Here is a 19,699-nt window from a genome sequence, read left to right as displayed (position 1 = left end):
GACACCACCGTGAATCCGACACTGCCGACGGTGGCCGCGGCCCTGATCGCCGGCGTCCTCGCCGTGATCGGCGTCCAGCTCTACGCGAGCGGGGCCGCCCAGCGGGCCGCCCTGATCGCCCGCCTGTCACGGGCCGCGGGCGAGGCGGGCGAGGGCGGCACCGGCCGGCGCGGGCGCCCGTTCCGCGGCATCGACCGACGGATCCGGCGCACGTCCTTCGGGCGCCGGCTCGAACTCCGCATCTCCGCCACCGGACTCTCGGTCACACCGGGCGAGTTCGTCGTCGCCATGGCGGCCGCGGTCGTGGCCCTGTGGATCACCGGACAGACCCTGCTCTCCCCGTTCTTCGGCCCGATCTGCGGATTCCTGGGCGTGTGGGTGGCCATGGGCTTCCTCAACTGGCAGCGGCAGAAGCGCATCGAGAAGTTCATCAACCAGCTCCCGGAGCTCTCCCGCATCCTGGCCAACGCCACCCAGGCCGGCCTCGCCCTGCGCATGGCACTCTCCCTCGCCGCCGACGAACTGGAGGCGCCCGCCGGCGACGAACTGGAGCGGGTCGCCCAGCAGCTCGCCGTCGGCACCTCCGTCGACGACGCCCTCGGCGAGCTCGCCGAACGCCTCCCGTCCCGTGAGCTCGTCGTCCTCGTCACCACCCTGGTCCTCGCCAACCGGGCCGGCGGCACCGTCGTCTCCTCGCTGCGCAACCTCACCGAGACCCTGGAGGAACGCAAGGAGACCCGGCGCGAGGTCCGCACCCAGCTCTCGCAGGTCAGCATGACGGCGTACGCGGTCCCGGTCATCGGCGTCGGCTCCCTGCTGCTCATCGACAACATGCAGCCCGGCGCCCTGGACCGGATGACCGGCTCGGCCGCCGGGCAGCTCGCCGTCGTCGTCGCCTTCGCGCTGTACGTGGTCGGCTTCGTCGTCATCCGCCGCCTCGCGAAGATCGACGTATAGGGGGACGTGCTCGTGGATCTGCTGCTCGCCCTCCTCGCCGGCCTCGCCGTCGCCGGCTTCTTCTACGGCATCCGCCTCTACCGCGCCGACGCCAAGCTGCCCGACGACCTCCAGCTCGCCCTGGAGGTCGGCGCCACCCGTACCGGCGCCGTCGACTCCCTCGTCGACCGGCTCGGCATGCGCTGGTCGCCGGCCGTGCTGCGGCTCATGGGCCCGAAGCGGGTGAACTCCGTCCGCCGCCGCATCGACCTCGCCGGCAACCCCGGCGGCCTGACGATCGACCGCTACGGGGCCCGGCGGGCCGTCTACGGCTTCCTCGGGGGCTTCGGCGGCCTGCTCATGCTCGGGCGCGGCTCCGTCCTCGTCGCGCTGCTGCTCTTCGCCTTCGGCGCCTTCTGGACGGAGGTCGGCATCTGGTCGGCGGTCCGGATCCGAAAGGACCAGATCGAGCGCACCCTGCCCGACTTCCTGGACGTGCTGGCCGTCGTCGTCTCGGCCGGCCTCGGTTTCCGCCAGGCACTGGAGCGGGTCGCCGAGCGGTACGAGGGCCCGTGGGCCGACGAACTGCGCATCACCCTGCGCCAGATGGACATGGGCGTCAGCCGCCGCGAGGCGTTCGACGCCCTGCGCCGCCGCAACGACTCCGAGCAGGTCGCCCAGTTCGTCACCGCCCTGCAGCAGGGCGAGGAGCTCGGCGCCCCCATCGTCGACACCCTGATCCAGATCGCCGACGACATGCGCCGCACCGACGCCCAGAACGCGAGGAGGAAGGCCGCGAAGGCCGTGCCCAAGGCCACGATGGTCATCACCACGCTGATGGTCCCGGCCACGATGATCCTGCTCGGGGCGGGCCTCTTCCTCGGCACGGGCACCGACTTCGGCTCGATCACGGGCGAATGAGGACGGCGGCGATGCTGAGAGTCCTGGTGGCGACCGACAACCCGGTGGTACGGGCGGGCCTGACGGTGCTGCTCGGCGCGCACCGGGACATCGAGGTCCTGGCGGCGCTCCCGGCCCAGGCCCTGTCCGCGGCCCGCCGCCCCGCCCCCGACCTGATCGTCCTCGACGGCCCGCCCTCCGCCGCCCGCACCCTGGCGCCCCTGGCCCCCGTCCTCCTCCTCACCCACACCCCGGCCCGGGGCGCGGGCTGCGCGCAACTGGTCCACGGGGAGTTCGACGAGGCGGAACTGATCGCTGCGGTGCGTGCGACTGCACATCCTGGCGGTGCGTCAACTGTCTCGAATATACTGAGCTTCAGGAATCCAGCTTCGCACGTGCAACGGTTCGGTCTGAGCGCGAGGGAGGTGGAGGTGATGAACCTGATCGCATCCGGCATGACCAACCAGCAGATCGCCGCCACCTGCTCCATCACCGAGAAGACGGTCAAGAACCACATCAACCGCATCTTCGCCAAGCTCCACAGCACCACCCGCGGCGAGGCGATCGCCTCCTGGCTCGGCACGAGGACGGCCTCATGACCCCGCCGCCCCCGATCACCCACCGTAATTGGGCCTACGGACCCTGTGATCCCCCGCCCCTCCGGGCGTACCCTGCCCGCGTCGCCGCACACGGAGGGAACCACCATGAACGACGCGCTGCTGAAGGCCCTGACCAAGGCCAGGGTGCACGCGAGTGCTTGGGCCACCACCAGAGCCACCCGCTCCAGGCAGGACCGCGGCCAGACGGCGGTGGAGTACCTGGGGATCATCGTGGTGGTGGTGGCGATCGTGGTGGCGATCACCGGCACGGACATCGGCCAGAACATCAAGAATGCGATCGTCAGCAAGATCGCGAGCCTCACCGGGGGCGGCGGAGGCCAGGGCTGAGTGTGCTGCGGCGCTGTCAGACCAACGACTCCGGGCAGGCATTCCCCGTCTACGTGGCAGTGATAGGCGGACTGCTGTTCCTGGCGTTCGTCTACTTCGCGGTAGGACAGGCAGCGGTCACGCGCGGCGGTGGTCAGACCGCGGCGGACGCCGCCGCACTCGCCGCAGCGCAGGACGCACGTGAACAACTACGGGAAGGCTGGCTCCTTGTGCTGGCGGACCCGGAGGCATGGGAGGACTTCCTCAGCGGCAGGGAATACGTCCCAGAGCGGTCCTGCGAACGGGCTGCTCAGTTCGCGGCAGAAAACGGCGCAGAACTGCTCGCCGGCGGATGCACGGCGCGGACTGTCGGAGGGGAAGAGGAGTTTCGCGTGCGGATCCGAACCCTGGACACGGTCGGCAGTTCGCTCGTCCCCGGCACGGAGACTCAACACGCCATGGCAGCAGCGACCGCCGTCCTCGAACCCCGCTGCTCCTTCGACCCGCCCGAGCCGACCCCACCGCCGACGCCCAGCACACCCACGCCGACGGATTCGGCCTCCCCGGAGCCGACTCCCACGCCCAGCCCTGAACCGGAACCGATCACCGGCCTTGTCTGCGACGGCGTCGAGTGGACGATCGAGCCGGAAGACCCGCGGCTGCCCGACGCAGCCGACCTCTTTACCGTCCGACTGGTCGACTGACGAGCGAAGGACCCTGTTTCCATGAGTGTGCGGCACACGAAGAAGGCCGGCCGAGGATGGGCCACGATGGCCACGGTGGCCGGACTTGTCATCGGCCTTGCCGGCTGCGGCCAGGAAGACAAGCCGCAGGACAAGCCGACGACGACCAGCAGCGCCTCCCGGAGCAGTGGGGGGAACGCCCAGCCGCAGTCCGAGGAGCCGACCGAGCCCATTGCCACTCTCAAGGGGCAGGAGGGCCTGCAACTCTCGGTCGTCTCGGCGAAGCGCGACCAGGGAGGCTTCGTCACCGTCAGCGGCAAGCTGAGCAACACGGCGAGTGACGTCCGCGTCATCCCCGCCCAACTCGGCGGCAATGAGACGGAGATCATCAAGCACGGAAACTCCCTCGGCGGCGCCACCCTCGTCGACCCCGTCGGCAAGAAGCGCTACTACGTCCTTCGCGACACGGACGGCCGCCCCCTCACCACCACCGACCTGTCCAGCCTCGCCCCCGGCGCCTGGACCAGCGTCTTCATGCAGTTCCCCGCCCCACCCCCCACCACCACCGAAGTCTCGCTCCAACTCCCCACCTTCGACCCCGCCACCATCAAGCTCTCCTGAGGGCGCTGCCATGACGACGACACCACGCCGCCTCGCCGCTCTCACCGTCACGGTGCTTCTCCTCGGGGGAGGCGTCGGGACGGCTCGGGCCGATGATCCGCCCGGGTCGACGACGGTCGGCGCGCCGCCCGCCGCGATCGACGCGAGCTCGCCCGCGCTGATGCTGCCGGACGGCGCCACCCTCGCCCCCGCGAAGGTCCTCGACATCAAGCAGATCGTCGAGGAGGAGGGCGGCGAGCAGCGCCGGGAGGACACCAACGTGGACGTCACGTTCGCCCTCCAGGCCGAGGTGCTGTTCCCCAAGGACAGCGCCCGGCTCAGCCCCTCCGCCACCGCCCGGATCGCCGCCATCGCCGTGGAGATCGACAAGCAGGGATCGAGCCGCGTCCGGGTCTTCGGGTTCACCGACGACCTCGGGACCTACGAGCACGGGCTGAAGCTCTCCAAGCAGCGTGCCGACGCCGTGCAGCAGGTGCTCGCCCGGCACCTGGACCCGGGGACGACCTTCGACATCCGCGGGTACAGCGAGGACTACCCGATCGCCGACAACTCCACCGAGGAGGGACGGAAGAAGAACCGTCGCGTCGAGGTGTCCTTCCCCCGCACCTCCGGCGGGTGACCTACGGCGCCCCCGGACGCGCCGCCAGAGCCGTGACGGCCGTGAGGGCCGTGAGGGCCGTGAGGGCCGCCCGGACGGTCGCCGTCATCCGGTCGGGGCGCGCGAAGACCTCGTGGGCCGTGAAGCGCAGGACGCGCCGCACGCCCGGACAGTTCTGCAGCTCGTTGAAGCGGCGGACGTCGCGCTCGTGCGCCTCCCGCGTGCCGTGGAAGGCGAAGCCCTCGATCTCGACGGCCAGTCCGGCGGCGCGGAAGTAGAAGTCGGGGCGCAGGGGCCGGCCGGTCAGGGTGTGCAGGGTCGGCTGGACCTCGGGGTGCAGGCCCGCGTCGCGCATCCGCAGCCGGGCGACCGTCTCGGCGGGGGAGCCGGACCCGGGCACGGCGAGCGCCAGCCAGCGGCGGGCCGCCGGGCCGCCCGGGCAGCGGGGCGCCGCCAGTTCGGCGGCCAGCTCCTCGACGCGGACGAGCGGCGCGCGGCGCAGTCCGTCGACGAAGCGGTGGGACAGCGCCGAGTCCGCGACGAGCACGGCGGCCTCCCGGCTGCCGGCCGCCCGTATCAGGTCGCCGACCGTCCGCGCCGGACTCGTCACCCGCAGCCCCCGCCGCAGCGAGCAGTCCCGGTCCGTCAGCCGGCTCGTGCCGTACACCCGTATCCACCCCCGCCCGGCCGTTCCTCCCCGGTGGGGCGGGAGGGCCGCGAACTCCAGCACCTCCTCCGCGTCCACCGGCCGCCGCCCCTCGGCCGGTAACTCGATGCGGTGAAGCGCCGCCGCCGTCCGGTGACTGCACACCAGCTCCGGCCGCAGCAACTGGACCGCCCTGGCCCGCACCCGCCAGTCCACCTCCTTCCCCGGAACCGCCCACGCGCCCCGGCAGATCCGCTGCCAGCCGTCCCGCCGCAGCCGCCCCGTCAGCCGGCCCCGCGGCCAGCCGGCCGCGACCGCCCACACCGTGAGCAGCACCCCGCCCCGGGCGAGCATCGTCGGCGTCATCAACTCGTACATACGAGCAACGATCCACGGAAGAGCGACAGTTCGCACCCCCTGTGGAAAACCCGTCGAAAGAGGCCGTCAGGAAAGCGCAAAAGCGGCGGAAGAGGGCCTGCCCGAGGAGCATTCTGGGCCGTCATGACGACCACCACCCCGAGCGTGCAACTGGTCAGCGACCTCGTCGCCCGGATCCCCGCCTTCCGCGACGCCTACGAGTCGCACGTCTTCACCCAGGGCGGCGTCCTGCCGCACGTCTTCTTCTGGGACGTCGTCCAGGGGACCGTCCGCGCGTTCCTGGAGGAGGAGGGGAGCACGGTCGACTGGCGGCGCACGCTCGACTTCCTGGAGGAACAGAGCCGCCGAGGGGACGTCGGCGTCGACGAGGTGATCGTCACCTCCTTCCTCGGCGACCTGCCGCGCCCCCACGAGCCGGGGTACGGCATCGTCCGGCAACTGGGACCGGTCATGACCGCCCGGTTCCTGCGCATGCGCCCCCGCGGCTGACCGTCGGACCGCGTGGCCGGCCCTGCGGCCGGGCGACCGATAATCGACCGCATGTCCCGCACCACCCCCGCCCCGCCCTGGGCCGCGCTCGGCGGCTACGCCGCCACCCGCCTGCTCGGTCTCGCCGTCCTCGCCGCCGTCGCCGCGGCCACCGGCAAGGACGGCCTGCACCGGCTCTCGGGGCGCTGGGACTCCGTCTGGTACGTGCGGATCGCCGAGCACGGCTACGGCCACGAGGTCACCCTGCCCGACGGTTCCGTCCACGCCGACCTCGCGTTCTTCCCGCTCCTCCCGGCTCTGGAACGGGCCCTGTCCGCCGTGCTGCCGGTCGACGCCGCCACCGCCGGGCTGCTGGTGTCCTGGACCGCCTCGCTCGTCGCCGCCTGGGGCCTCCACGCCGTCGGCACGCAGGTGGCCGGGCCGCGCACCGGGGTGGTGCTCGCCGTCCTGTGGGGGGTGTACCCGACGGCGTTCGTGCAGTCGATGGCGTACACCGAGACCCTGTTCACGGCCCTCGCCGCCTGGTCGGTGTGGGCCGTGCTGCGCGACCGCTGGATCCTGGCGGGCGCGCTGTGCGTGCTCGCCGGGCTCACCCGGCCGACGGCCGCCGCGCTGATCGCCGCGATCGGGATCACCGCCGTGGCCACCGTCGTACGCGAACGGAGGCTCCGGCCCCGCGTCGCCGCCGGCGTCCTCCTCGCCCCGCTGGGCTGGCTCGGCTACATCGTCTACGTCGGCGTCCGCCAGGGCAGCCCGACCGCCTACTTCGACGTGCAGGCCGCCTGGGGCAACTCCATCGACGGCGGTGTCGCCCTCGCCCTGTTCATCGCCGGCCTGCCGTGGCCCGCCGCCCTCGGCCTGTGCGCGGCGCTCGCGCTGCTCGCCTGGCTGATCGTGCTGTGCGTACGGCAGCGGCAGCCGCTGCCGCTGCTCGTGTACACGATCGCCGTCGTCCTCGTCTCCCTCGTCGGCGCCGCGTACTTCGGCTCCCGGCCGCGCCTGATGATGCCCGCGTTCGGACTGCTCCTGCCGCCCGCCGCGGCCCTGGCCCGGCTCCGTACCCGCACGGCCGTGCCCGTGCTGGCCGCCCTGGCGCTGGCCTCCGCCGCGTACGGGGCGTTCACGCTCCTGGGCCCGGGCCCTCCGTAAGGCCCGTGCGGCCCGCAGGGCCCGGACCCCCGGAGCCCCCGCGGTCCGTGAGGTCCACCGCGACCCGTACGCCCGGCCGCAGACCCCAGCTCGCCATCGCCCCGCCCTCCGCCTCCAGCACGTGCCGGCCCCGCCACCGGACCATGCCGAGCCGTCCCGGCCGCATGGTCACCACGTCGAGGACCCTCAACGAGCGGTCCAGATAGGCGACGTCGACGGTGAAGCGCATCCCGAAGGTGTGCACGCTGTTCGTGGGCGTGATGAGCAGGGCGCCGTCCAGGCCGTCACGGCCCAGCAGACCGCGCCGCCGGGCCCGGTAGGAGGCCGCGACCTCCAACGGCACCCGCCCCCGCCCGCCCGGAACCGCCAACCAGCCTCTCCCGTCCCCCCACTTCCGCCCCATGGCCCCGACCCTAGCTCTACGCTCACGCCGTGGACGCCCTGTCGATCGCCTTCGTCACAGCCGCCGCCCTGTGGGGCGCGGCGGCCGGGCTGCTCGTGCCCCGTGCCGCCTACCGGCTGTCGGTCGCCCCGGACGAGCCCTGGCGCTCCCGCTGCCCCGCCGGGCACGCCTTCGCCGGGCCGGCCCGGGGCTGGCTGGGCGGTCCGGGGCGAGCCGGCTGCGCCACCACCCCCGCACCCCTCGTCGCGCCGCTGCTCACCGCGCTCGCCTGCGCCGCGCTCGCCGCCGCCACCGGCGTCCCCCGGCCCGAGCTGCTGGTCTGGCTGCTCGCCGCGCCGTTCGGCACCCTCCTCGCCTGCGTCGACGTGCGCGTCCACCGGCTGCCCGACCGGCTGACCCTGCCGCTCGCCGTCGCGCTGCCGCTGCTCCTCGCGGTCGCCGCACTGTCGCCGTACGCGGCGGGGTCGTGGCCGCACAGCCTGCTCGGGGCGCTGGTGCTCGGCGGCGGCTATCTGCTGCTGTTCCTTCTCCACCCGAACGGCATGGGGTTCGGCGACGTGAAGCTCGCCGTGCCACTCGGCGCGGCCCTCGGCTGGTACGGCTGGGGCGTGCTGTTCGCCGGGGCCTTCGCCGGATTCCTCCTCGGCGCGCTGTACGGGCTCGGTCTGGTTGTCACGCGGCGCGCGACCCGCGGCGCCCACATCCCCTTCGGTCCGTTCATGATCGTCGGCGCGCTCCTCGGCCTTCTGCTCGGCGCGTTCACCGCCGTCCCCTGAAAGCGCCCGCCTAGCATCACGCCGTATGCGGACAATTGATGAGCAAGCAGCATCAAAGAACTCAAAGGACTCAAAGGAATCAAAGGGTGCAAAGGTGTCAGCGGCATCGGCGGCCCCAGAGGAAGGCGCCGGAGACCGGCCCACCCCCACCGGCCCCGCCCCCCTCCACCGGCGGACCGCCCTGATCCCCTGGGCCTGGGCCGCCGCGCTCTGCCTGCTGTACGCCACCGTGGCCGTACGCCGCCACGTCCTCCTGCGCACCACCGGATACGACCTCGGCATCTTCGAGCAGGCCGTCCGCGCCTACGCCGAACTCCGCGCCCCCGTCGTCCCCCTGCGCGGCGAGGGCTTCAACCTCCTCGGCGACCACTTCCACCCCCTCCTCGCCGTCCTCGCCCCGCTCTACCGCCTCTGGCCCTCCCCGCTCACCCTGCTCATCGTCCAGTCCGCCCTCCTCGCGCTCGCCGCCGTCCCCCTCGTCCGCTGGGCGCTGCGCGTCGTCGGCCGCCGCGGCGCCCACGCCGTCGCCGCCGGGTACGGACTGAGCTGGGGCATCGCCTCCGCCGCCGCCTTCGACTTCCACGAGGTCGCCCTCGCCGTACCGCTGCTCGCCTTCTGCCTCGAAGCGCTCGGCCGGCAGCGCTGGCGGACCGCCGTCGCCTGGGCCGCGCCGCTCCTGCTCGTCAAGGAGGACCTGGGGCTCACCCTCGCCGCCGTCGGCGGCTACATCGCGTTCAAGGGCCGCGCGACCCGGAGCGTTCGCGTCCTCGGACTCGCCACCGTCGCGGCCGGACTCCTCGGCTCCTTCCTGGCGATCAAGGTCCTGCTGCCCGCCCTCGCCCCCACCGGCGGCTACGTCCACGGCGGCAACCTCGCCGCCGCCCACGGCTCCCTGCTCTCCGCGCTCGCGCACGCCCCGCTCGACCTGCTGCGCCCCGAGACCAAGGCGACCACGCTCGTCCTCGTCTTCGCCCCGTCCGCGCTGCTCGCCCTGCGCTCCCCGCTCGCCCTGATCGCCCTGCCCACCCTGGCCTGGCGGATGGCCTCCGAGAACGGCTTCCACTGGAGCACGGCGTTCCACTACAGCGCGATCCTCATGCCCGTCGTCTTCGCCGGACTCCTCGACGTCCTCGGCCGCCAGACCGACCGCCGCAACGTCCGCGCCGCCCTCGCCACGGTCCTCGCCGTGACCGCCGTCCTCATCCCCTCCTTCCCGCTGGCGCAGCTCACCCAGCGGGCCACCTGGCGCACCACCGATCACGTGGAGGCCGCCCGGTCGCTCCTGGCGCGCATCCCGGACGGTGCCACCGTCGCCGCCTCCAACCGGCTCGTGCCGCAGCTCACCTCCCGCTGCACGGTGGTCCTCTTCCCGACCTTCCCGGTGGACGGCCGGCTCTACGAGCCCCGGCGCGGGGAGCTGCCGCCGCCCACCGCCGAATGGATCGTCCACGACCGCGAGGCCCCCGAGGCATGGCCGTACCCCCGAGGCCACTGGCCCTACCCCCCGGAGCAGCAGAGCGCGGAACTGCGGGCGGCCCGCGAGCAGCACGGCTACGAGGTGGTGGCCGTCCGCGACGGCATCACCCTGCTGCACCGCACCACCCCGGCCCGTACCCCTTCCCCCGCCCACGCCCCCGCTCCCTAGGCGTGCGGGCCCACCGCCACCGGTCCCACCGTCAGCTCCGCCCGGCCCTCCAGGATCTCCGCCACCCGCTCGGCCTGCGCCGACAGTGCGCGCAGCCGGGCGGCGCCCAGCGGCCGGAGCGGTTCCACCGTCACCGCGATCCGCTTCCCGGAGCGGCGCTGGTGCCAGACGCCCGCCACCGTCCCGTCGACGAGCAGCACCGGGAAGTTCCCCGCCTGGCCGCCCGCGAGGGCCCGCTCCCGCGCCGGGCCCGGAAAGAGGCGCTCGCGCGGCTGGGAGGCGATCGCGAAGGCGTCGAAGTACGGCAGCAGCCGCACCCCGCGGGCCGGCCGCTCCTCGGGGAAGGCGGTGTCCCCGGCGGCGACCCAGGCCGCCGCGCCCTCGAAGGACACCTCCTCGACGCGGCCCGCCTCGGCGAGCGAGGCGAAGAGCCCGGCCGCCCAGCCGGGCGGTGCCGCCAGCCACTTCGCGAAGTGCCGGGGCTCCGCCGGTCCGTACGCGCGCAGATAGCGGTCGACCAGATCGCCGAGCGCCCGCGGTCCCGGCTCGGGACGCACTCCCGGGTGGGTGTACGTCACCTTCCGGCCCCGGTCGGCCCCGAAGCACAGCACCCCGCGGTGCGCGGCCAGGTGCGTGATCTGCCGCCAGCGCGGCCACTTCTCCTGGAAGGCGTCCATCACCCGCTCGCCGGCCCAGGGGCCCGTGCGCGCCACGATCGCGTCCGTCAGCTCGTCCACGGTCAGTTCCGCACCGGTCAGCGCGTCCGCGACGGCGGCCAGGACCGCGTCCGTCTGCTCGGCCGTCATCCGGACGTGCGGCGGCTGCGGGCTCGGCCCGGCCGGGATCGCGGAGAGGGCTCCCGTCCACATCGGCAGATCGGCGGCGGGGAGCAGATGGACGGTGCCGCGCGGCCCGTACGTCTTGACCAGCGTGCGGTCCCGCCGCAGCGCGGCGCGTACGCCGGCCCGTGTCCCGGCCGTCGTACGCAGCGCGACGGACAGCTCGGCGGCGGACAGCACCTGGGCGTGCGCGCCCAGCATGGCCGCGGCCACCTCCGCAGGCGGCGCGTCCGCCGGCTCGGCCAGGAACTGGCGGCGGATCCTGCGGGCGTCGGCCTGCGCCCAGGTGACCGGGGGCGCGGCGGGAGTGGCGGTCGTCATGCCCCGACCGTAGGAGCGAATCAGGTCGGTTTCCGTCCGCCTTGCCCGGCGCTGTCGACCCGGGTCGCCGCGTCAACCGGGTGAGGCCCGGCGGGGGTCCCCCGTGGGAGGTACGAAATCCGCCGCCACGCCCGGGCGCAAACCCGCCACGGGGCCCTACAGCCCTTGTGCCACCTGGGCTCCGGCCGATCCGACGGCACCCGTTCGGCGCAGGTGGCACCCAGCACGACTAATGAAGGGTTATGGTGGAAACCCCCCCTCGGGCCGGTCCGTATCCCCCCCACGGACCGGCCCGTTTTTCTGTCCGGGCGCGTCAGCCCCGGCCGGCCCAGATGTTGGTGCCGGCGGTGTCGACGGCGAAGGAGTCGATCTCCTTCAGCTCCTCGTCGGTCAGCGGCGGACCGGCCAGCGCCGCCACGTTCTCCTCCAGTTGTCCCACGCTCGACGCACCGATCAGGGCCGAGGTCATCCGCTCGTCGCGCAGCACCCAGGTCAGCGCCAACTGGGCGAGCGACTGCCCGCGCCGCCGCGCGATGTCCGCGAGGCCGCGCAGGCGGCGCAGCACCTCGTCGGAGAGCAGGTCCGGGTCGAGGGACTTGCCCTGGGTGGCCCGCGAACCCTCGGGGATGCCCTGCAGGTACTTGTCGGTGAGCAGGCCCTGCGCCAGCGGCACGAAGGAGATGCAGCCCATCCCGGCCGCCTCCAGGGTGTCGAGGAGCTTGTCCTCCTCCGTCCACCGGTTGATCATCGAGTACGAGGGCTGGTGGATCAGGGCCGGGACGCCCATCTCCTTGAGGATCCGCGCGGCCTCGGCGGTCTGCTCGCTGGTGTACGAGGAGACGCCCACGTACAGCGCCTTGCCCTGCTGGACGGCGGAGGCCAGCGCCCCCATGGTCTCCTCGAGCGGGGTGTGCGGGTCGAAGCGGTGGGAGTAGAAGATGTCGACGTAGTCGAGGCCCATCCGCTTCAGGGAGGCGTCGAGCGACGCCATCAGGTACTTGCGGGAGCCCCACTCGCCGTACGGCCCCGGGTGCATCAGATAGCCGGCCTTCGTCGAGACGATCAGCTCGTCCCGGTACGGCGCGAAGTCCTGCGCGAAGATCTTGCCGAAGTTCAGCTCGGCGGAGCCGGGCGGCGGCCCGTAGTTGTTGGCCAGGTCGAAGTGGGTGACGCCCAGGTCGAAGGCGCGGCGCAGGATCGCGCGCTGCGAGTCGAGGGTGCGGTCGTCGCCGAAGTTGTGCCACAGACCGAGCGAGATCGCGGGCAGCTTGAGCCCGCTGCGGCCGGTGCGCCGGTACTCCATGGAGTCGTAGCGGTCCTCGGCGGCGCGGTACACGGGGGAATCAGTCACGTATCTCTGCTTATCACGGACTTGTGACAGTCCCGGGCTGGGAGCCGGTCACCCCTCCGCAGTAATGTGGCGGCTTCGGGGGCCGACACTGCATGGAGGGGTAAAGAACAGTGAACCTGCGCGACCTGGTGTACGGGCTCTACGCACGCCGGGTGGAAGGCCGCCTCGATCACGCCCAGGTGCCCAAGCACATCGGTGTCATCCTCGACGGCAACCGGCGCTGGGCCAAGGCATCCGGCGGCACCCCGGAGCAGGGTCACAAGGCAGGCGCGGACAAGATCCAGGAGCTGCTCGGCTGGTGTGCCGAGACCGACGTCGAGGTCGTCACGCTCTGGATGCTCTCCACCGACAACCTGAACCGTCCCGAGGAGCAGCTCGTCCCGCTGCTCGCGATCATCGAGGACGCGGTGCGGGCGCTCGCCGCCGACGGCCGCTGGCGCGTCCACCACGTCGGCACCCTCGACCTGCTCCCGGCGCGCACCCAGTCCGTCCTGAAGGAGGCCGAGCAGGCCACGGTGGACAACACCGGGATACTCGTGAACGTCGCGGTGGGCTACGGCGGCCGGCAGGAGATCGCGGACGCGGTCCGCTCGCTGCTCCTGGAGCACGCGGAGCGCGGCACCAGCTTCGAGGAGCTGGCGGAGATCGTCGACGTCGAGCACATCTCCGAGCACCTCTACACGCGCGGCCAGCCCGACCCGGACCTGGTGATCCGCACCAGCGGCGAGCAGCGCCTGTCCGGTTTCATGCTGTGGCAGAGCGCGCACTCGGAGTACTACTTCTGCGAGGTGCACTGGCCGGCCTTCCGCAAGGTCGACTTCCTGCGCGCGCTGCGCGACTACGCGGCCCGGCACCGCCGTTTCGGCAACTGACCCCCCGCGCGGAACTCCCGTCACCCCCTGTTCACGAACACGCCGTCATATGCCATGGCATGACGGCGCGTGCGGAAGGGCATATCCCCAGTGAAGTGAGCGGCACGGAGACCGCCACCCGGGAGGTCCTTTGCACCAGGACGACCGTGCAGGACACGCACGGACGAAGCGGAGGGCCGGAGCTCGGCCCGCGCATCGTGGCCAGAGCCCGGTCCCATTCCGCAGCGACGCCGGCTCCTCCTCCCGTGGAGCCGTCGCACCCCGACCTCACAGGGGTCCTCGAAGGGGGTCTGTCCTTCCGTGGTGACCAGCACTAAGCGCCGCTTGTCCGACAGGCGCACCTATGTTCTCGACACCAGCGTCCTGCTGGCCGACCCCAGCGCGATGTCCCGCTTCGAGGAGCACGAAGTGGTGCTCCCGATCGTCGTGGTGACCGAGCTGGAGGCCAAGAGGCACCACCCCGAGCTCGGTTACTTCGCCCGGCAGGCCCTGCGCCTCCTCGACGACTTCCGGGTCCGGTACGGACGCCTCGACGCCCCGCTCCCCATCGGGGACCTGGGCGGCACGCTGCGCGTCGAGCTCAACCACTCGGACCCCGGTGTCCTGCCGGCCGGCTACCGGCTGGGGGACAACGACTCGCGGATCCTCGCGGTCGCGCGCAACCTCCAGGCCGAGGGGTACGACGTCACGGTCGTCTCCAAGGACCTGCCGCTGCGGATCAAGGCGTCCTCGGTCGGTCTCCTCGCGGAGGAGTACCGGGCGGAGCTCGCCATCACGGACTCCGGCTGGACCGGAATGTCCGAGGTCGCCCTTTCGGCCGATCAGATCGACCTCCTCTACGACCAGGAGACGCTCTACGTGCCGGAGGCGGCCGAGCTGCCCGTGCACACCGGTCTCGTCCTGCAGTCCGAGCGCGGCAAGGCGCTGGGCCGGGTCGGGGCCGACGGCAGCGTGCGCCTGGTGCGGGGCGACCGGGAGGCATTCGGCATCCGCGGCCGCAGCGCCGAGCAGCGGATCGCGCTCGACCTGCTGCTCGACCCGGACGTCGGCATCGTCTCCATGGGCGGCCGGGCCGGCACCGGCAAGTCGGCGCTGGCGCTGTGCGCGGGCCTGGAGGCGGTCCTGGAGCGCCGTCAGCACCAGAAGGTGATGGTGTTCCGTCCGCTGTACGCGGTCGGCGGTCAGGAGCTCGGCTATCTCCCCGGCACCGAGGCCGAGAAGATGAGCCCGTGGGCCCAGGCCGTCTTCGACACGCTGTCGGCCGTCGCGAGCCGGGACGTGATCGAGGAGGTGCTCGGCCGCGGCATGCTGGAGGTGCTGCCGCTCACCCACATCCGGGGCCGCTCGCTGCACGACGCGTTCGTCATCGTGGACGAGGCCCAGTCCCTGGAGCGGAACGTACTGCTGACCGTTCTGTCCCGGATCGGGGCGAATTCCCGTGTGGTGCTGACCCATGACGTCGCCCAGCGCGACAACCTGAGGGTGGGTCGGTACGACGGGGTCGTCGCCGTGGTGGAGAAGCTGAAGGGGCATCCGCTCTTCGCGCACGTCACGCTCACCCGCTCCGAGCGCTCCCAGATCGCCGCGCTCGTGACCGAAATGCTGGAGGACGGCCAGATCTGACCGATTCGAGGGTCCTGTGGGCGCCGCCCGGCAAAGCGCGAGAGCTTAGCCGGGCGGCGCCGCGCTGTCCGCCGTATCCGCCAAATCCCGTGCCCCCGGCCGGGTGTGAGCTTTCACACGCGGCATGGAATTGCCTCGCGGCGCCGACGTCCGGCAGAGTCTTGCTTCCGTCAGGCCCCGCATACGGCACACGTGCACCCTCAGGGGTGCGGCACCACACAACTCAACAACCGTTCGCCGTATGCCGCCCACAGCACCACGGGCCCGTGTCTTCAGTGACCCATGCAGTCGAAGACCAGTGTCAGGGGCACGATTTCGCCCGCTTGGTCACCTGCGCGGGCGATGCTGGAAGGAAACCGTGTGAGCCGGATCTCGGTCCGGGGATTCGCGGTGGCTTCGGCCACTGCGGTCACCACTGTCGGCGCCGTCGTCGGTGTTGCCTCGGGCAACGCGGCGCAGCCCTCGGACGACAACTTCGAGGCCACCGCGGCCGACACCACGCTGCTCGCGGACATCCCCGCGGGAGAGCAGGCCCAGGTACAGATCTCCTCCCTCACGGAGCAGGCCGACGTCCAGGCCGCCGCCGCCGACTCCCTGGCGCGCAAGTCCGCCGAGGAAGCCGCCCGCATCCAGGCCGCCAAGGACGCCGAGGCCAAGAAGAAGGCGGCCGACAAGGCCGAGAAGGAGCGCAAGGAGGCCGCCGAGCGCGCCAACCGCGACTCCCTGCGTGACGCGTCGAGCTTCTCCGCCCAGGGCTCGTACAGCATCGCCGAGGTCAAGGCGATGGCCCGCCAGATGATCCCCGCGGACCAGTTCCAGTGCTTCAGCAACATCGTGGACCACGAGTCCGGCTGGAACTACCGCGCCACCAACCCCTCTTCCGGCGCCTACGGCCTGGTCCAGGCGCTCCCCGGCTCGAAGATGTCCTCGGCCGGCGCCGACTGGCGGACCAACCCCGCCACCCAGATCAAGTGGGGCCTCAGCTACATGGACGGCCGCTACGGCAGCCCCTGCGGCGCCTGGTCGTTCTGGCAGGCCAACCACTGGTACTAGGGCGGCCCCCGGCCGGGACCGGCCGACGCTCAACCCCGCGAAGCCCCTCACCGTCTTTCGGTGAGGGGCTTCGCGCGCGCGTGGGGTAGGTTCGGGGACCCGAAGGGGGAAGAGGGAAGAGCATGTCGAGACTGCCGAGATGGCTGCACCGGCTGGGCGAGGGCCTCAGCCGCGCGAGCGAACGCCTGGACGAACGCCGGGCCGAGGCCGAGCGCGGCGACCCACTCGGCCCGCCGTACGACGCCCCCGCCCCGGAGCCGCACCCCGCGGCGAAGGCCGCCCCCGCCACCGCCCCGGAAGCCTCCTCCGCCTCCGGCCCCGCACCCGAGCCCGCCTCCGTACCCGCGCCGCCCGCCTACGCGCCCGCCGTCGCCGCCCGCCCCGACCCGGCGGCCGCGATCCCCTGGGGCATGCGGGTCGCCGCCGAGGCAGGCTGGCGCCTGCTGGTCCTCGCCGGCACCGTCTGGGTCCTGATGAAGGTGATCAGCTCCGTCCAGCTCGTCGTCCTCGCCTTCGTCGCCGCCCTCCTCATCACCGCACTGCTCCAGCCCACCGTGGCACTCCTGCGCCGCAAGGGCCTCCCGCGCGGCCTCGCCACCGCCGTCACCGCCGTCTCCGGCTTCGTGATCATGGGTCTCGTCGGCTGGTTCGTGGTCTGGCAGGTGATGGACAACATCGACAACCTGACCGACCGGGTCCGGGACGGCATCGAGGAGCTCAAGCGCTGGCTCCTCGACAGCCCCTTCCACGTGACCGAGCGCCAGATCAACGACATCGCCCAGAACCTCAGCGACACCATCGGCGCCAACGCCGAACAGATCACCTCCGCCGGACTCCAGGGCGTGACCGTGATCGTCGAGGCGCTGACCGGCATCCTGCTCGCCATGTTCTCCACCCTCTTCCTGCTCTACGACGGGAAGAAGGTCTGGGAGTGGACGCTGGGGCTGGTGCCCGCCCAGGCACGGCCCGGCGTCGCCGGCGCCGGCCCCCGGGCCTGGCGCACCCTCACCGCGTACGTCCGCGGCACCGTCCTCGTCGCCCTGATCGACGCCGTCTTCATCGGCCTCGGCCTGTGGTTCCTCGACGTGCCGATGGCGGTGCCGCTCGCCGTCTTCATCTTCCTCTTCGCCTTCGTCCCGCTCGTCGGCGCCGTCGTCTCCGGCGCCCTCGCGGTCGTCGTCGCCCTCGTCACCAACGGCGTGTTCACCGCCCTGATGGTCCTCGTGGTGGTGCTCGCCGTGCAGCAGATCGAGGGACACGTCCTCCAGCCGTTCATCCTCGGCCGGGCCGTGCGGGTCCACCCGCTCGCGGTCGTCCTCGCGGTCGCGGCCGGCGGACTGACTGCCGGCATCGGCGGCGCCGTCGTCGCCGTCCCGCTGGTCGCCGTCGCCAACACCGTGGTCGGCTACCTCCGCGCGTACAGCACCGAACAGGCCCTCCGGGCCGCCCCCGAGCCGCGCGGCGCGACCGCCCACCAGGTGGCGCCGACCCCCGCGCCCGGCTCGACCGATCGCCCCACCGGAAGTGACACGTGATCTCGGAACCGGAACTCGTCGGCGGTACGGCGTTCCCCGCCCCCGCCCCCGGCTCCACGCCGATGGCCCCGCCCCCGGCACCGCCCGCGCCCCCGCGCCCCGAGCCGTCCGGCCGCCGCCCCTGGCTGTGGGCGCTCGGCGGCGCGGTCGTCGCCTCGGCGCTGTGGGCCGGCGGCCTCGCCGCGTACGACCCCGACGACCGCCCCGACCTCGGCGGCTACCGCACGGACCGGGACCCCTGCGAGGTGGCGAAGCTGGAGGGGCTGACCGCGGCGTTCGGCCCCAAGGGACCGGCGCCGGAAGAACCGCTGAAGTCCGACCACCCCGCCCTCTTCGAGTGGGACTGCAGCGTCACCCTGGCGGCGAAGCCCGTCCCGTACACCCTGCGCGTCGGCTACACCCTGCACCGGGTGACCGACCCCGGCCCGGAGTTCGAGGCCCGGAGGGCCGACCCGCAGTTGGCGGGTGGCGGCGACAGGGTCGGCGGCATCGGCGAGATCGCCTACTTCGGGGGTGCGTGGGGAGACGACTCGCTGGAGGTCCTGGACGGGCAGGCGGTGCTGCGCCTCGTGCTCCAGGCGGACGACTACGACGACGAGAGGGGCCGGCCCATCGAGAAGCCCGAGCTGGACCCGGCGGCCGTCCAGACCTACCTCGTCGAGGACATGCAGCAGTTGATGAAGGCCCTCAAGAGCTGACCGGGCCCGCGGACGGCGAAGGGCCCCGGGGTGGGAAACCCCGGGGCCCTTCACTCGTACGGGCTCACCCGTACGGCGCCCTTACTCGGCGAGAACCGCCTCGGCGTCCAGCGTCACGCCGACCGCCTGGATGACCGCGGCGATCTTCACGGCCTCCTGGATCGTCTCGCGGTCCACACCGGCCTTGCGCAGGACCTGCTCGTGCGAGTCCAGGCACTGGCCGCAGCCGTTGATCGCGGAGACGGCCAGCGACCACAGCTCGAAGTCGACCTTCTCGACACCCGGGTTGCCGATGACGTTCATCCGCAGACCGGCGCGCATCGTCCCGTACTCCGGGTCCGACAGCAGGTGCCGGGTCCGGTAGAAGACGTTGTTCATCGCCATGATCGCGGCGGCCGACTTGGCGGCCTGGTACGCCTCGGGCTTCAGGTTGGCCTGGGCCTCCGGCTCCAGCTCCTTCAGGACCTTCGGCGAACGCGAGGCGATGGCGCAGGCGAGCACCGTGCCCCAGAGCTGCTGCTGCGGCAGCTCGCTGTTGCCGATGACCGAACCGAGGTTCAGCTTCAGGTCCTTGGCGAAGTCCGGTATGGCGGCCTTCAGCTCATCGAGGGCCATGCTCACTCACCGGCCAGGAGCGCGACCGGGTCGAGGGTGTCCTCGCCCTTGGTCCAGTTGCACGGGCACAGCTCGTCGGTCTGCAGGGCGTCCAGAACCCGCAGGACCTCCTTGGGGTTACGGCCGACGGAGCCGGCGGTCACCATGACGAACTGGATCTCGTTGTTCGGGTCGATCACGAACACGGCACGCTGGGCGAAGCCGTCCGCGCCCTCGACGCCGCAGTCCCGCATGAGCTCGTGCTTCGAGTCGGCGAGCATCGGGAAGGGCAGGTCACGCAGGTCGGCGTGGTCCTTGCGCCAGGCGTGGTGGACGAACTCGGAGTCGCCGGAGACACCGAGGATCTGCGCGTCGCGGTCCGCGAACTCGTCGTTCAGCTTGCCGAACGCGGCGATCTCGGTGGGGCAGACGAAGGTGAAGTCCTTCGGCCAGAAGAACACCACGCGCCACTTGCCCTCGTACGACTTGTGGTTGATCTGCTCGAACTCCTTGCCGCTCTCCAGCGACACGCAGGCGGTCAGGTCGTAGGTGGGGAACTGGTCACCGACAGTGAGCACGCGCTCTCCTTGCGAACGGGAAGGGTCCCTTTTGGGGTCTTCCGTGGGGGTTGGACGGCTCACAGCATGGCACGGAGTGCATTGA

The 19,699-nt window shown here is 72.4% G+C and carries 22 protein-coding genes; 16 read left to right on the top strand and 6 right to left on the bottom strand.

The features are described from left to right. Positions 1–9 precede the first annotated feature (9 nt). From ABZ135_RS05785 to ABZ135_RS05755, 7 genes are all read left to right on the top strand, one after another. Positions 10–957: a type II secretion system F family protein gene (locus ABZ135_RS05785; RefSeq protein ID WP_356692145.1), complete on the top strand. Its 948-nt coding sequence runs from the start codon at positions 10–12 to the stop codon at positions 955–957. A 12-nt stretch (positions 958–969) separates the two neighbouring features. Then, positions 970–1,857 carry a DUF5936 domain-containing protein gene (locus ABZ135_RS05780; RefSeq protein ID WP_356692328.1) on the top strand — a complete coding sequence of 296 codons (888 nt, stop codon included), beginning with the start codon at positions 970–972 and terminating at the stop codon, positions 1,855–1,857. Positions 1,858–1,868: 11 nt separating this feature from the next. Next, positions 1,869–2,435 (top strand): response regulator transcription factor, encoded by a 567-nt coding sequence (locus tag ABZ135_RS05775; RefSeq protein WP_356692143.1) that lies wholly within the window; start codon positions 1,869–1,871, stop codon positions 2,433–2,435. Between the two features lie 105 nt (positions 2,436–2,540). Next, positions 2,541–2,783, top strand: a complete 243-nt coding sequence (locus ABZ135_RS05770) for a Flp family type IVb pilin (RefSeq protein ID WP_356692141.1) — start codon at positions 2,541–2,543, stop codon at positions 2,781–2,783. A 53-nt stretch (positions 2,784–2,836) separates the two neighbouring features. Continuing rightward, positions 2,837–3,466 (top strand): hypothetical protein, encoded by a 630-nt coding sequence (locus ABZ135_RS05765; protein WP_356692139.1) that lies wholly within the window; start codon positions 2,837–2,839, stop codon positions 3,464–3,466. A gap of 21 nt (positions 3,467–3,487) precedes the next feature. Next, a complete protein-coding gene (locus ABZ135_RS05760; protein ID WP_356692137.1) occupies positions 3,488–4,066 on the top strand; it encodes a hypothetical protein in 579 nt (192 codons plus the stop codon). Between the two features lie 10 nt (positions 4,067–4,076). Then, positions 4,077–4,685, top strand: coding sequence for an OmpA family protein (locus ABZ135_RS05755; protein ID WP_356692136.1), 609 nt, complete (start codon positions 4,077–4,079; stop codon positions 4,683–4,685). Position 4,686: 1 nt separating this feature from the next. Here the strand turns inward: ABZ135_RS05755 and ABZ135_RS05750 are convergent, their stop codons facing one another. Continuing rightward, positions 4,687–5,688: a hypothetical protein gene (locus ABZ135_RS05750; protein ID WP_356692134.1), complete on the bottom strand. Its 1,002-nt coding sequence runs from the start codon at positions 5,686–5,688 to the stop codon at positions 4,687–4,689. A 123-nt stretch (positions 5,689–5,811) separates the two neighbouring features. On the opposite strand from ABZ135_RS05750, the gene ABZ135_RS05745 reads away from it, so the two are divergent. Then, positions 5,812–6,177, top strand: coding sequence for a hypothetical protein (locus ABZ135_RS05745; RefSeq protein ID WP_356692132.1), 366 nt, complete (start codon positions 5,812–5,814; stop codon positions 6,175–6,177). A gap of 51 nt (positions 6,178–6,228) precedes the next feature. Continuing rightward, positions 6,229–7,326, top strand: coding sequence for a mannosyltransferase family protein (locus ABZ135_RS05740; protein ID WP_356692131.1), 1,098 nt, complete (start codon positions 6,229–6,231; stop codon positions 7,324–7,326). Here the strand turns inward: ABZ135_RS05740 and ABZ135_RS05735 are convergent. Then, positions 7,298–7,729 carry a DUF192 domain-containing protein gene (locus tag ABZ135_RS05735; protein WP_356692129.1) on the bottom strand — a complete coding sequence of 144 codons (432 nt, stop codon included), beginning with the start codon at positions 7,727–7,729 and terminating at the stop codon, positions 7,298–7,300. The genes ABZ135_RS05740 and ABZ135_RS05735 overlap by 29 nt on opposite strands. A 38-nt stretch (positions 7,730–7,767) precedes the next feature. Here ABZ135_RS05735 and ABZ135_RS05730 point away from each other — a divergent pair, with 38 nt between their 5' ends. Both ABZ135_RS05730 and ABZ135_RS05725 read left to right on the top strand, forming a co-directional pair. Continuing rightward, complete coding sequence (locus tag ABZ135_RS05730) at positions 7,768–8,505, top strand: A24 family peptidase (protein WP_356692326.1); 738 nt, start codon at positions 7,768–7,770, stop codon at positions 8,503–8,505. Positions 8,506–8,599: 94 nt separating this feature from the next. Further along, positions 8,600–10,150 (top strand): DUF2079 domain-containing protein, encoded by a 1,551-nt coding sequence (locus ABZ135_RS05725; protein WP_356692127.1) that lies wholly within the window; start codon positions 8,600–8,602, stop codon positions 10,148–10,150. Here ABZ135_RS05725 and ABZ135_RS05720 read toward each other — a convergent pair. Together ABZ135_RS05720 and mgrA are read right to left on the bottom strand one after the other, a co-directional pair. Continuing rightward, entirely contained in the window at positions 10,147–11,310 is a 1,164-nt protein-coding gene (locus ABZ135_RS05720) for a winged helix DNA-binding domain-containing protein (protein ID WP_356692126.1), read from the bottom strand. The genes ABZ135_RS05725 and ABZ135_RS05720 overlap by 4 nt on opposite strands. A gap of 313 nt (positions 11,311–11,623) precedes the next feature. Then, positions 11,624–12,661 (bottom strand): L-glyceraldehyde 3-phosphate reductase, encoded by a 1,038-nt coding sequence (gene mgrA, locus ABZ135_RS05715; protein ID WP_356692124.1) that lies wholly within the window; start codon positions 12,659–12,661, stop codon positions 11,624–11,626. A gap of 110 nt (positions 12,662–12,771) precedes the next feature. On the opposite strand from mgrA, the gene ABZ135_RS05710 reads away from it, so the two are divergent. From ABZ135_RS05710 to ABZ135_RS05690, 5 genes are all read left to right on the top strand, one after another. After that, complete coding sequence (locus tag ABZ135_RS05710) at positions 12,772–13,533, top strand: isoprenyl transferase (RefSeq protein ID WP_356692122.1); 762 nt, start codon at positions 12,772–12,774, stop codon at positions 13,531–13,533. A gap of 300 nt (positions 13,534–13,833) precedes the next feature. Next, positions 13,834–15,156 carry a PhoH family protein gene (locus ABZ135_RS05705; protein WP_356692120.1) on the top strand — a complete coding sequence of 441 codons (1,323 nt, stop codon included), beginning with the start codon at positions 13,834–13,836 and terminating at the stop codon, positions 15,154–15,156. 342 nt (positions 15,157–15,498) lie between these two features. Next, on the top strand, positions 15,499–16,209 hold the full coding sequence (locus tag ABZ135_RS05700) for a transglycosylase SLT domain-containing protein (protein WP_356692118.1): 711 nt from the start codon (positions 15,499–15,501) through the stop codon (positions 16,207–16,209). Positions 16,210–16,331: 122 nt separating this feature from the next. Beyond that, positions 16,332–17,744, top strand: a complete 1,413-nt coding sequence (locus ABZ135_RS05695) for an AI-2E family transporter (RefSeq protein ID WP_356692116.1) — start codon at positions 16,332–16,334, stop codon at positions 17,742–17,744. Beyond that, a complete protein-coding gene (locus ABZ135_RS05690) occupies positions 17,741–18,442 on the top strand; it encodes a hypothetical protein (RefSeq protein ID WP_356692114.1) in 702 nt (233 codons plus the stop codon). Before ABZ135_RS05695 ends, ABZ135_RS05690 begins: the two co-directional genes overlap by 4 nt. 81 nt (positions 18,443–18,523) lie before the next feature. Here ABZ135_RS05690 and ABZ135_RS05685 read toward each other — a convergent pair whose 3' ends face one another. Both ABZ135_RS05685 and ABZ135_RS05680 read right to left on the bottom strand, forming a co-directional pair. Next, entirely contained in the window at positions 18,524–19,057 is a 534-nt protein-coding gene (locus tag ABZ135_RS05685) for an alkyl hydroperoxide reductase (RefSeq protein ID WP_128976662.1), read from the bottom strand. Positions 19,058–19,059: 2 nt separating this feature from the next. Continuing rightward, positions 19,060–19,614: a peroxiredoxin gene (locus tag ABZ135_RS05680; RefSeq protein ID WP_356692112.1), complete on the bottom strand. Its 555-nt coding sequence runs from the start codon at positions 19,612–19,614 to the stop codon at positions 19,060–19,062. Positions 19,615–19,699 lie beyond the last annotated feature (85 nt).

The sequence above is a fragment of the Streptomyces sp. NPDC006339 genome (assembly GCF_040612775.1).
Classification (GTDB): domain Bacteria; phylum Actinomycetota; class Actinomycetes; order Streptomycetales; family Streptomycetaceae; genus Streptomyces.
Note: the sequence above shows the minus strand (reverse complement) of the source record. Positions and strands in the feature narration are given on the sequence as shown.